Source organism: Rhizobium rhizogenes NBRC 13257, from assembly GCF_000696095.1.
In the GTDB taxonomy this organism is placed as follows: Bacteria; Pseudomonadota; Alphaproteobacteria; order Rhizobiales; family Rhizobiaceae; genus Rhizobium; species Rhizobium rhizogenes.
The window spans coordinates 44,325-56,969 of sequence record NZ_BAYX01000001.1; the positions used below are offsets into that span (position 1 = coordinate 44,325).

The window sequence follows — 12,645 nt, forward strand, 5'->3', positions numbered from 1 at the left end:
TATCATCGATTGGATTGAGGTGTTGTCATGGATTGCCATGCTGTTGAACAGGTGAATATCGCGAGGCCTTCGGTTTTGGCCCGCATGTTGGAGACCTTGGCGCAGGTCTTTCCCGGAAGCACGGCGTCTTTGCCGCGGCTTGATCTCGACGAGATGCCCGAACAGCTCAAGCGTGACCTCGGGTTTCTCGACGGGCGTGCGCCTCACTATGAGGATGGTCGGATGCGATAGGCCGTAAAGGCCGTCAGCAACTCGGCGGCCGTCATGGCGGCGATGACCTCCGGACGCTTGTCCTTCACCGCTCCGCCGCCGATCGGCAGCGTCAGCCGGTCGAGGAAAGTCTTGTCGCCGCCCTCGCGGGCAAGCCAATGGGCGAAGGTGGCGCGTTTCGTCGCCGAGCCGATCATGCCGACATAGGCGAGATCGGTGCGGGCAAGCGCCTGCTGGGCAATCAGGAAATCCAGCGCATGGTCATGGGTCAGGATGACGATGGCCACGCCTGCGGGAATATCCGATACCAAGGCTTCCGGCATGGCGACGAGGCGAGTGTTGATATCGGCCGGAAGCTCGTCCAGCTCCTCCTGCCGCGTTTCAATGACCGTGGTGATCATCGGTAGCGGTTTCAGCGCGATCGCCAGGGCGCGCCCGACATGGCCGGCGCCGAAGAGATAGACCTCCGGCCAGTCGCCGCTCTCGTCCCGCAGCCGCCGTTTCAGCGTCTCGATCGTCTCCGGCGTCGCTGGGCGGCAGCGCAGTTGCGTGCGGCCGCCGCAGCATTGGCCGATCTCGGGGCCGAGCGGGATATCCATGAACTCCACGCCACCCGTACCCGCCAACATTTCCCGGGCATTGCCGATCGCCAGATACTCGAACTGCCCGCCGCCGATCGTCCCCCAGATATGATCCGCCGAGACCAGCATGAAGGTGCCGGCCTCGCGCGGGGTGGAGCCCTGCGTGCCGGTGATTTCGATCAGGATGGCGCGTGGGTTTTGGGAGAGGAAGGCTTCGAGGGGTTGGGTCATATATTGGGACCCTTGGAGTATGCTGAGAGTGTGTACCCCCCTCGTCCTTCGGACCTTTCGTGACATCTCCCCCACAAGGGGGGAGATCGTTGGGCGTTTGCCGCGCCATCGGTAGAAACAATAAACTCGGCTTCAGCAGGTTCGTTGTTTGCTTGAGGCGAAAGAATGCTGCGAGTTGCCGATCTCCGCCCTTGTGGGGGAGATGCCCCAAAGGGGCAGAGGGGGGCCGTTCGGCGCGTACCAACGAACACCCTGAGCGCAAGCGAAGGGTATTCCTTACGGCACGTCACCCCCCCAACCATCACATCCCCTTCAGCCGCTCGACCGCCATCAGCACCCGCTCCGGCGTTGCCGGCGCATCCAGCCTCGGGCAGACGCGGTAGTCCGCGACGCTCGCAACAGCCATGGACAAGGCTTCGAGAACGGAAATCGCCAGCATGAAGGGTGGTTCGCCGACGGCCTTGGAGCGGCCGATGGTGGCCTCGGCGTTTTCGGACCATTCGGCGAGGCGGACGTTGAAGATCTTCGGCCGGTCGGAGGCGAGCGGGATCTTGTAGGTGGATGGCGCGTGGGTTCGCAGCCGGCCCTTGGCATCCCACCAGAGTTCCTCAGTGGTCAGCCAACCCATGCCCTGCACGTAGGCGCCTTCGACCTGGCCGATATCGATGGCCGGGTTCAGCGAACGGCCGACATCGTGGAGGATATCGGTGCGGTCGATCAGATATTCGCCGGTCAGCGTATCGATCGAGACTTCGGAGACGGAGGCGCCGTAGGAGAAGTAATAGAACGGCGTGCCGCGACCGGCCTTGCGGTCCCAATGGATTTTCGGCGTCTTGTAGAAGCCGGCAGCTGAGAGCTGCACGCGGGCGAAATAGGCCTGCTTGATGAAGTCGGGAAAGGGGATTTCGCTGTCGCCGACGCGAACGCGGTTCGGCAGGAACTGGACCTCTTCGGTCCCGACGCTCCATTTCTCCACGGCAAAAGCAACCAGCCGCTCCTTGATCTGCCGGGCGGCGTCGAAGGCCGCCATGCCGTTCAGGTCGGAGCCTGAGGAGGCGGCGGTCGCGGATGTGTTCGGCACCTTACCGGTGGTGGTCGCCGTGATCTTCACCCGGTCGATATCGACCTGGAAACTGTCGGCCAGGACCTGCGCTACCTTGGTATAGAGGCCCTGGCCCATCTCCGTGCCGCCATGGTTCAGGTGGATCGAGCCGTCCTGATAGACATGCACCAGCGCGCCCGCCTGGTTGAAGGCGGTCATGGTGAAGGAGATGCCGAATTTCACCGGCGTCAGCGCGATGCCCTTGCGGATAAAGCGGCTGGAACGGTTGAACTCGATGATGGCGTTACGGCGCGCCTGATAATCGGAGGATTCTTCCAGCTCATCGACGATACGGTGGATGATGTTGTCCTCCACCTCCTGATGATAGGGCGTCAGCGTCCGGCCGGAACCCGGCTGGCCATAGAAATTGGCGCGGCGGATCTCCAACGGGTCCTTGCCGAGCGCGTAGGCGATCTCCTCGATAAACCGCTCGCCGCCTACCATACCCTGTGGGCCGCCGAAACCGCGGAAGGCGGTGTTGGAGACCGTATGCGTCTTCAAGGGTTTCGAGACGAGATGCACATGCGGATAGAAATAGCTCGAATCCGCATGGAACAGCGCGCGGTCGGTGACCGGGCCAGAGAGGTCGGAGGAGAAGCCGCAGCGGGCGGCATAGGTCGCGTCGACCGCATGAATGCGGCCCTCATCGTCGAAGCCGATTTCGTAGTCGACCAGGAAGTCGTGGCGCTTGCCGGTGGCGGCCATGTCCTCGTCCCGGTCGGGTCGGAACTTCACGGCGCGGCCAAGCTTCTTGGCGGCGACGGCGGCGAGGGCGGCAAACTGATTGCCTTGCGTCTCCTTGCCGCCAAAGCCGCCGCCCATGCGGCGCACGTTGACGGTGACGGCATTGGACGGAATGTTCAGGGCATGGCCGACGATATGCTGGATTTCGCTCGGATGCTGGGTGGACGACCAGACGGTCACTTCGTCGTCTTCGCCGGGGATCGCCATGGCGATGTGGCTTTCAAGATAAAAATGCTCCTGGCCGCCGATACGCATCTGCGCCTTGATGCGGTTTTTGGCATTGGCCATCTCGTTTTCCGGCTCGCCGCGCTTCAGCGTCATCGGCTCGTAGACTAGCGGCGCGCCATTGGCGAGCGCACCATCGATATCGCTCCAATGCGGCAGATCGCGATAATCGATCTTGGCAAGCCTCGCGGCGCGGCGGGCGGCATCGCGGGTCTCTGCAATGACGGCGAAGATCGGTTGGCCGTGGAACTCGACCTTGGTCTCAGCGAGCAGCGGCTCGTCATGCATGCCGTTCGAGCTGGTGTCGTTGACGCCGGGGATGTCCTTGCCGGTGAACATCCAGACGACGCCCGGATAGGCTTTGACGGCGGAAAGATCGATACCGGCGATGTCGGCGTGGGCGCGGTCGGAGAGACCGAGCGCGCCATGCAGCAGGCCAGAGGGTTCCGGCAGGTCGTCGATATAGTCGGCACCGCCGGTTACATGCTTGTGCGCCGAGTCATGCTTCTGCGAGCCATGCATCGAGCCGTTGATGACCTTGCGCTCTTCGAAGGTGGACTTGTCCATCGTTACGCCTCCACCGTCGCGAAGCGCTTCAATTCCTGCGGCGCGCCGGCCGTCTCGAGATAGAAGCGGATCAGCAGGTTCTTGGCGGTCAGTTGCCGGTATTCGGCGGTGGCGCGCCAGTCGGTGAGCGGCGAGTAGTCGGCATCAAAGGCGGGCCGCGCGGCGTTGACCGTCGCTTCCGTCCAGGGCTTGCCCATCAGTTCGGCCTCGACCGTGCGGGCGCGCTTCGGCGTGCCGGCCATGCCACCGAAGGCGATACGTATGTCGGCGACATTGCCGGCCTGGTCCAGCGCCAGATGGAAAGCGCCGCAAAGTGCCGAGATATCCTCATCACGGCGCTTGGAGATCTTGTAGACGGCGAAATGGATGTCTTCGGCGGGGTAGGGCACGAAGATGCCCTCGACGAATTCGCCGGGATTACGATCCTGCTTGCCGTAGTCGATGAAGAAATCTTCCAAGGGCAACGTACGGCTGCCGGCGACCGAGCGCAGCTTGACGGTGGCGCCGAGCGCGATCAGCGGCGGCGGCGTGTCTCCGATCGGTGACCCGTTGGCGATGTTGCCGCCGATCGTACCCATGTTGCGCACCTGCTCGCCGCCGATGCGGTTGATCAGGTTCGCGAATGCCGGGATCTTTTCGGCAATGGCGGCGAAGGCGCGGCTGTAGGTAACGCCGGCGCCGATGGTGAGGCCGGTGTCGTCCACGGTGATCTTCTGCAGGTCAGTCAGGTGGTTGATGAAGACGACCGGGTCGAGCTTGCGCATCTGCTTGGTAACCCAGAGGCCGACATCGGTGGAGCCGGCGACGACGGTCGCCTTCGGCTCGTCGGCAAGTACCTGCGCAAGCGCCGAAACCGAACCCGGTACGATCAGGCGATCTCCGTCGGAAGAGGTCATATTGATGGTATCGCCGCCCTGCATGGCCCAGAGACGGGCGACGATGTCGGAGCGGGTCTTTTCCAGCGGATCGAACAGGGCGCTCGGGCGTTTCTGGCTCACCTGTTCGGCGGCTTTCACGATCGGCTCGTAGCCGGTGCAACGACAGAGATTGCCCTGCAGGCTCTTTTCGATCTGCTCCCGGCTCGGCTTTTCGGTCGATAGCCACAAGCCGTAGAGCGACATGACGAAGCCCGGCGTGCAGAAGCCGCATTGCGAACCATGACAGTCAACCATGGCCTGCTGCACCGGATGCAGCGTACCATCCCTGGCGGCCAGATGCTCGACGGTGACGACATGGGTGGCATGCAGGGAGCCGACGAAACGAATGCAGGCGTTGACTGATTCGTAGTGCAGTCCGCCGTCAATCAGCCGGCCGACCAGAACGGTGCAGGCGCCGCAATCACCTTCCGCGCATCCTTCCTTCGTGCCCGTCAGATGCCGGTTGAGACGCAGGAAATCGAGGAGCGTCTCGGTGGGGCGCAGGCTGGAAAGTGAGATATCCTCGCCGTTGAGGATAAAGCGGATGCTGTCGTTCATGTGGTTCCCAATTGTTTTTTGTCGTTCAGGGCCGGACGCGTCGTCGAATCCGGCCCTAACCGTCTATCGTTATTCCGCAGTCCAGCCACCGTCAATCGAGACGTGTGTGCCGGTGATCTGACGCGCGTCGTCGCTGGCTAGGTAGAGCGACAATGCGCCGATCTCCTCGGCCTTGACGAATTCATGCGTCGGCTGCGCCTTGAGGATCACCTCGTTCTTGACCTGCTCCTCGGTCATCCCTCGCGCCTTGGCCGTGTCCGGGATCTGCTTTTCGACGAGCGGGGTCAGAACATAGCCGGGGCAAATGGCGTTGGCCGTGACGCCGAATTCGGCAAGCTCGAGCGCAACCGTCTTGGTCAGGCCCAATATACCATGCTTTGCCGCGACATAGGCGGATTTGAACGGGGAGGCGACGAGGGCGTGGGCCGATGCGATATTGATGATGCGGCCGTATTTGTTCGCCTTCATCAGCGGCACGGCCGCGCGAATGGTGTGGAACGAGCTCGACAGATTGATGGCGATGATCTGGTCCCATTTGTCGATCGGGAAATCCTCGATCTTCTCGACATGCTGGATGCCGGCATTGTTGACCAGAACGTCGACGCTGCCGAAGGTCGAATTGGCGGTCGCGATCAGGTCGGCGATCTCGGCGGGCTTGGTCATGTCGGCCGGATGGTAGATCACTTTGCCGCCGCCCGAGGCTTCAAGCGTGTTTCTGATGGCATCGATCTCTTCCGGCTTGCCGAAACCATTGATGACGATGTTTTCACCCTTCGCGGCGAAGGCGGTCGCGATGGCGAGGCCGATACCGCTTGTAGAACCGGTGACAACGACTGTTCTTGCCATGATGTTCTCCTTGGACGCGCGGCATCTTGGTGCAGCGCAATAGCGGCTTGAGGTTAGTCCCAAACCCGCGAATATGGCAATCGCATCGCTGCAAGACTCTTTTGCGACAGCATGCTTCATATATTCGCGAGCGGGAATGGGGCGTTTTCGACAAAAATTTCGTTTTGCTTTCTTTTCACATTCGTTTTGCTGTCGTATCTGTTGCTTTAAAGACAGAACTATCGGGAGGAATACATGGGCGGCTATGTCTTGGCGATCGACCAGGGAACGACCTCGACACGGGCGATCGTTTTCGACGGCAATATGAAAGTTGCGGGCGTCGGGCAGAAGGAGTTCACGCAGCATTATCCGAAACCCGGCTGGGTCGAGCATGATCCGGAGGAAATCTGGGCATCCGTGCTGTTTACTGTCGGCAAGGCCATCACGGCGGCCGGCATCACGGCAAAGGACATCGCCGCCGTCGGCATCACCAACCAGCGCGAAACCGTTGTCGTCTGGGACCGCGAGACCGGCAAGCCGATCCATAACGCCATCGTCTGGCAGGACCGCCGCACCGCGAGCTATTGCGACAAGCTGAAGCGGCAGGATCTGGAAAAGCTCTTCACCCGCCGCACCGGCCTGCTGCTCGACCCGTATTTTTCCGGCACCAAGCTTTCTTGGATGCTGGCCAATGTGAAGGGCGCGCGAGCCCGCGCCGCCAAGGGTGAACTCTGCTTCGGCACCATCGACACCTTCCTGATCTGGCGGCTGACCGGCGGCAAGAGCTTCGTCACCGATGCGACCAACGCTTCGCGGACGCTGATGTACAATATCGCCAGCAATGCGTGGGACGAGGATCTTCTTGAGATCCTGCGCGTGCCCGCTGCCATGCTGCCGGAAGTAAAGGATTGCGCCGCCGATTTCGGCATTACCGACGCATCGCTTTTCGGCGCCACCATTCCCATCCTCGGCGTTGCCGGCGATCAGCAGGCGGCGACCATCGGCCAGGCCTGCTTCGAGCGTGGCATGATGAAATCCACCTATGGCACCGGCTGCTTCGCGCTGCTCAATACCGGCACGGATATCGTGCGCTCGAAGAACCGGCTGCTGACCACCATCGCCTACCGGCTGGATGGGGAGACGACCTATGCGCTGGAAGGTTCGATCTTTATTGCCGGCGCGGCCGTACAATGGCTGCGCGATGGGCTGAAGGCGATCAAGAGCGCCGCCGATTCCGGCGCGCTGGCGGAAAAAGCCGATCCTTTGCAGGAGGTCTATCTTGTGCCCGCCTTCACCGGCCTTGGCGCTCCGCATTGGGATCCGGACGCGCGCGGGGCCATCTTCGGGCTGACGCGCAATACCGGGCCTGAGGAAATCGTCCGCGCAGCGCTGGAAGCCGTCTGCTACCAATCGCGCGACCTGCTGGATGCCATGCACAAGGATTGGCGCAACGGCAATGGCAAGGAGACGGTGCTGCGCGTCGATGGCGGCATGGTCGCCTCCGACTGGACGATGCAGCGGCTCGCCGACCTGCTCGACGCCCCAGTCGATCGCCCCACCATCCTGGAAACCACGGCGCTCGGCGCCGCCTGGCTTGCGGGCAGCCGCGCCGGTGTCTGGCCGGACCGCGAGGGCTTTGCCAAGGCCTGGGCGCGCGACCGGCGGTTCGAGCCCGCGATGGACGAGAAAACGCGAAGCGGGAAACTCAAGGGTTGGAAAGACGCGGTGCGGCGGACCTTGAGCGCGGGATAAAAGCCACTGAATTATGCGCAGCTCACCGAAAATTTGATCGTGTAAGATTTCTTTATTTTCCTAATGCAACTCGAAGCAGCGATAGTCGATGTTACGAGCGGCCAGGCAACATCTTGTTGCGGGGTCGCTTTCGGTGGGTTCGACTATCTTTTGGTGAACGCCTTCGGGGGTCTTAGGGCGAGGCATGGCTGCTAAATTTGCGGAACTGAAGAAACATTTTTATCGGCGTCTGAAATATCGGCTTATCCGGCCGAAGCCGCCCACGCTCTCAGAACCGTTTTCTGGACCCGTTGTCGTGGTCGGATCGGCGCCGGTGTCGCACAAGCCTGCGGATTTCGACGAGACCTTCCGGGTGATCACCATCAATGGCTCTCAGGTTGTCACCAAGGCCTGGGGCGTCGAGGCGCCCGATGTCGCGCTGGTGCAGTTCAACCAGATCGAGGGAACGAATACGAATGCGGTTGAAGTCCGGCGCGTGCTGAATGGCGAGCGGGCGAAGATGCTGTACATCCTGCTCTGGCGCGATGGTCGCAAGCGGCTCGAGGATGGGCTGAAAGCCTTCAATTATCGGTACGACAATCTCGAAATCGTCGACCGCTACCGGCGCATGGCGCTTCTTGACCGGGTTGGCGGCATGAAATGCAGCGAACTGGGCGCGGACGACAAGTGTTCAAATGGCATCAACGCCGTGCTTTTCGCGCTCTATAACGGCGCTACTGCCGTCGTTATTACCGGCATCAACCCCGATTCCGGCGGTCATGTCTACAATCAGGAAAATCTGACCCGGTTGCACATTGGTAAGGACAGGGAAATCCTATTGCGGCTGATAGGGCAAGGCTATCCGATCTTCACCGCCGACCCGGCAGTCGCGCAGTCCCTCGGCCTGCCGCTCTGGGAGGGCAAGGCTCGCGCCCGGCAGATGTCCGAGGCCCAGGCAAGGGCTGCGCGGACGGATTCAAAACCGGCTGGCGTCTTGACCCCGTCGCTCGGCTGACGAACTAGCAGTTCGATCGAAGGCTGCCGCCTGTCATCATTCCATGCCAAAATCGCGGCATGGAATCACTGGATCATGCAAACACCGATCAAGTTCTGACGCCGCCGCCATTGCGGCCGGGCGATAGGATCTGTTTTGTCTCTCCCGCAAGCCCGCCCGACAGGGATAGGGTTCTGAGACACGCCGAAATATTGGAAGGGTGGGGGCTCAGCGTCGGTTTCGGCGAGTATGCCTTTGGCAAGCACGATTATCTTGCCGGGACCGATGAGGAGCGATTGGCGGATCTCGATGCCGCGCTTCGCGATCCCGAGGTTCGGGCGATCTTCACCACGCGTGGCGGCAAGGGATCGTACCGGATCGCGGATCGGCTGGATTTTGCGGCTGCCCGACGCGATCCGAAGTTTCTGATCGGTTTCAGCGATATCACCGCCTTGCATCTCAGTCTTCTGAAGCATTGCCGCCTGATCGGCATTCACGGTGCGTTTTTCGCCGGTCCCGGAGAGCAGGATGTCAGTGCGGGGACCATCAGCGCGCTTCACCGGGCACTGATGACTGCAGAAGATATCATTATCCAATCCCGTCCGGAGGAGCCGACGGCAGCGCTGACGACGAGTGGAAGGGTTACAGGGCGGCTGATCGGCGGGCATCTCGAAACGGTGACGGCGGCGGCCGGCTGGGCCTTGCCGGACTTGAATGGGGCGATCCTGTTGCTTGAAGCCAACGGCAGATACCGAGGGCAGGTGGACCGGCAAATGACGATGCTGCGCAGGGCCGGGCATTTGGATGGTCTTGCAGGTGTCGCGGTCGGCCAGTTCACCGATTTTGAATTCGATCTCCGTTTCTCGGTCATCGATATTTTGCGCGAACATCTTGATGTGCTCGGTGTGCCGGTCCTTGGCGGTTTGCCGCTGGGGCATGGGCGTAGCCCGGTCAGCGCCTTGATCGGTGCTGTTGCCGAGCTGGATGCGGAAAGAGGGACATTGGTGATCCGGCGTGGCGTCTGTGCCCAGTCCTGCGCATCGTGAATGGGAAGGCATGCGCCCTGATGTCGCAGAACCGTGCCGGGCGCGCTTCAGTCAACGAAAAGACTTATTCGCCCGGAAGTTCGATGTCGACGTTTGAAACAGGGCATCGGCTATGCGTTTCATCTGGCTGCTATTCGTTGGACTGCTGTCGACCCCGGCCTTGGCGCAAACCGTCCCTTCGGCCGAATGGACAGAATTATCTCCCCAGACATCCGGATGGTCGGCGCCGAAATTGGCAGAGGCGAAGGCCTTTGCCGACGGGCATGATGTCAGCGCCGTTATGGTGGTCCAGCATGGGGCCATCGTTGCCGAATGGGGAGATACGAGCAAGCCGATGGAATTGGCTTCCATTCGCAAGAGTTTGCTCGATTCCCTGATCGGGATCGCGGTTGTGCACCATCAGATCGATCTTGGCAGCGCGCTCCAGCAATTGGGTATCGACGATAACCCCCCGTCGCTGTCCGATCAGGAGAAGCAGGCGACGGTCCGGATGCTGCTGGAGGCGCGGTCCGGCATCTATCATCCGGCGCTCTATGAGACGGAGGCGATGGCCGCGCGGCGGCCGCAGCGCTTCAGCCATGTGCCGGGAATGTTCTGGTATTACAACAACTGGGATTTCAATGCTCTCGGCACGATCTACGAGAAGGCGACCGGCATCTCCATCTATGACGCCTTCGAGGATGAGATCGCGCGGAAAATCGGAATGCAGGATTACGACCCGCATGCGCAGCACAAGGTTCGCGGGCGCGCATCGATCCATCCCGCCTATACGTTCCGGATGAGTACCCGGGATCTTGCCCGCTTTGCTCTACTCTTTCTGGATGGTGGGCGCTGGAATGGGCAGGAGATCGTTCCCCAACAATGGGTGCGGGACAGCACGACGCCTTACTCGGATGCCGATCACGAGTTCGGATATGGGTATCTTTGGTGGACTGCGGACCGGCCATCGCCGGCCACTGATGGGAGCACGAATGCATTTCGCTTGCCGGCGGGCTCCTATTTTGCTTGGGGTGCAGGCGGGCAATATGCCTTTGTCATCCCGCAGGAGGATCTGGTCATTGTCGAGCGCACCGACCGCGATCTGCCATTGAAGTCTCCCCGGCTTCACCAGGTCGCCGATTTGATTGGCCTCATCCGCCAAGCCGAACCTTTCAAACGATAATTTTTGACGTGGCCTGTCGGTGCGGGTGATACTCCTTCGTCTTTACATGAGAAGGAGGAGCTCATGCTCTACACGATCCTATGCTACAACGACGAAGATACCGTGTTTGCCTGGTCCAAGGAAGAGGAGCAGGCGACGATGGAGCGGTTGCTGGCGGTGCAGGCACCGCTGAGCGAGGCCGGCAAACTCGGCCCTGTCGCGCGGCTGATGCCGACGACGGCGGCGGCGACGCTGCGCAAGGGCAAGAACGAGCCGCTGGTTATCGACGGTCCCTTCGCCGAGACGAAGGAGCAATTGCTCGGCTTCTATGTCATCGACTTTGAATCTCTCGACGAAGCGATTGAATTTTCAAAGAAACTGGCGGTCGCCAATCCCGGAGGCGGCTCCTATGAGATCCGGCCGCTTTACGTCTTCAACCCGGGGACGATTGCGACATGACGGACCTTGCCTGGATCGATATAGCCTTCACCAATGCCCGGCCGCAGGTGGTCGGCGCACTGCTGCGCTATTTCCGCAATCTCGATATCGCCGAAGAGGCATTTCAGGAGGCGTGTCTCCGGGCCTTGAAGACTTGGCCGGACAAGGGGCCGCCGCGCGATCCCGTGGCATGGCTGATCTTCGTCGGCCGCAACAGTGCCATCGATGCTGTGCGCAAGCAGGCAAAGACACAGGCCCTGCCGGATGAGGAGGCGATCTCCGACACAGGGGACGCCGAAAGCGATCTCGTCGATCGGCTCGACGGATCGAACTATCGCGACGATATCCTGCGGCTGCTATTCATCTGCTGCCATCCGGATCTGCCGGCGACGCAGCAGATCGCCTTGGCGCTGCGCGTCGTCTCCGGCCTTTCGGTGGCGCAGATCGCCCGCGCCTTTCTCGTCAGCGAAAGCGCCATGGAGCAGCGCATTACCCGCGCCAAGGCGCGTGTTGCCGCGGCCGGAGTGCCGTTCGAGACGCCGGGCGCCGTCGAGCGGGCCGAGCGCGTGGCGCTCGTCAGCGCCATGATCTACCTCATTTTCAACGAGGGCTATTCCGCCGGCGGGCCGGGACGCGAGGCCGCCGCTTTTGCCGATGAGGCGATCCGGCTCGGCCGGCTGCTTCTACGCATCTTTCCGACCGAACCCGAAATCATGGGGCTGTTGGCGCTGATGCTGCTGCAGCAATCGCGCAACGCGGCGCGCTTCGATGCGAGCGGCCAGATCGTGCTGCTGGAAGAGCAGGACCGGTCGCTCTGGAGCCACACGCTCATCGACGAGGCGCTGGCCCTGCTCGACAAGGCGATCCGCCATCGCCGTCCCGGCCCCTATCAGCTTCAAGCGGCGATCGCCGCGCTGCATTCGAGGGCCAAGCGAGCCGAAGATACGGACTGGGCGGAAATCGATCTGCTTTATCAGGCGCTGGAGCGGCTGCATCCGTCGCCGGTCGTCACCCTGAACCGTGCTGTCGCCGTTGCCAAGCTCAAGGGGCCGGAGGTGGCGTTGGCCCTGGTGGAGACCTTGGCGGATCAACTCGACAGCTATTTCTATTTTCATGGCCTGAGGGGTGGCCTGCTTATGCAGTTGCACCAGGCGCGGGAAGCGCGTTCGGCCTTCGACCGCGCTATCGCACTTGCTCGCTCGCCGGCGGAGGCAGAGCATATCCGCCATCAGCTCGACCGCTTGAGCACGACGGCTCCCGCAATCGCAAAATAATCGACGGATTTTCTCACCCCCTGTCGGGATGAAGTGGCCTCAAACGTCCTTGGAGTATAGG

Annotated in this window: 11 protein-coding genes; 7 read left to right on the top strand and 4 right to left on the bottom strand. The window is 61.6% G+C overall.

The window, feature by feature from the left end:
• Positions 1-27 precede the first annotated feature (27 nt).
• Complete coding sequence (locus RRH01S_RS34730; RefSeq protein WP_012652021.1) at positions 28-231, top strand: hypothetical protein; 204 nt, start codon at positions 28-30, stop codon at positions 229-231.
• Here the strand turns inward: RRH01S_RS34730 and xdhC are convergent.
• The 4 genes from xdhC to RRH01S_RS00220 form a co-directional block, all read right to left on the bottom strand.
• Positions 207-1,022, bottom strand: coding sequence for a xanthine dehydrogenase accessory protein XdhC (gene xdhC, locus RRH01S_RS00205; RefSeq protein ID WP_037218701.1), 816 nt, complete (start codon positions 1,020-1,022; stop codon positions 207-209). The genes RRH01S_RS34730 and xdhC overlap by 25 nt on opposite strands.
• Positions 1,023-1,323: 301 nt before the next feature.
• Positions 1,324-3,660, bottom strand: coding sequence for a xanthine dehydrogenase molybdopterin binding subunit (gene xdhB, locus RRH01S_RS00210; RefSeq protein WP_042469602.1), 2,337 nt, complete (start codon positions 3,658-3,660; stop codon positions 1,324-1,326).
• Between the two features lie 2 nt (positions 3,661-3,662).
• Positions 3,663-5,135, bottom strand: a complete 1,473-nt coding sequence (gene xdhA / locus RRH01S_RS00215; protein WP_012652018.1) for a xanthine dehydrogenase small subunit — start codon at positions 5,133-5,135, stop codon at positions 3,663-3,665.
• A 69-nt stretch (positions 5,136-5,204) separates the two neighbouring features.
• Positions 5,205-5,981 (bottom strand): 3-hydroxybutyrate dehydrogenase, encoded by a 777-nt coding sequence (locus RRH01S_RS00220; protein ID WP_012652017.1) that lies wholly within the window; start codon positions 5,979-5,981, stop codon positions 5,205-5,207.
• A gap of 234 nt (positions 5,982-6,215) precedes the next feature.
• Here RRH01S_RS00220 and glpK point away from each other — a divergent pair, with 234 nt between their 5' ends.
• The 6 genes from glpK (at position 6,216) to RRH01S_RS00250 (ending at position 12,584) form a co-directional block, all read left to right on the top strand.
• Positions 6,216-7,712 (top strand): glycerol kinase GlpK, encoded by a 1,497-nt coding sequence (gene glpK, locus RRH01S_RS00225; protein WP_012652016.1) that lies wholly within the window; start codon positions 6,216-6,218, stop codon positions 7,710-7,712.
• Between the two features lie 184 nt (positions 7,713-7,896).
• Positions 7,897-8,706 (top strand): hypothetical protein, encoded by an 810-nt coding sequence (locus RRH01S_RS00230; protein WP_012652015.1) that lies wholly within the window; start codon positions 7,897-7,899, stop codon positions 8,704-8,706.
• A 59-nt stretch (positions 8,707-8,765) separates the two neighbouring features.
• Complete coding sequence (locus tag RRH01S_RS00235; RefSeq protein ID WP_034517818.1) at positions 8,766-9,731, top strand: S66 peptidase family protein; 966 nt, start codon at positions 8,766-8,768, stop codon at positions 9,729-9,731.
• Between the two features lie 112 nt (positions 9,732-9,843).
• On the top strand, positions 9,844-10,893 hold the full coding sequence (locus RRH01S_RS00240; RefSeq protein ID WP_012652013.1) for a serine hydrolase domain-containing protein: 1,050 nt from the start codon (positions 9,844-9,846) through the stop codon (positions 10,891-10,893).
• Between the two features lie 63 nt (positions 10,894-10,956).
• Positions 10,957-11,331, top strand: a complete 375-nt coding sequence (locus tag RRH01S_RS00245) for a YciI family protein (protein WP_042469604.1) — start codon at positions 10,957-10,959, stop codon at positions 11,329-11,331.
• Positions 11,328-12,584 carry an RNA polymerase sigma factor gene (locus RRH01S_RS00250; RefSeq protein ID WP_012652011.1) on the top strand — a complete coding sequence of 419 codons (1,257 nt, stop codon included), beginning with the start codon at positions 11,328-11,330 and terminating at the stop codon, positions 12,582-12,584. The genes RRH01S_RS00245 and RRH01S_RS00250 overlap by 4 nt, the downstream gene beginning before the upstream one ends.
• Positions 12,585-12,645 lie beyond the last annotated feature (61 nt).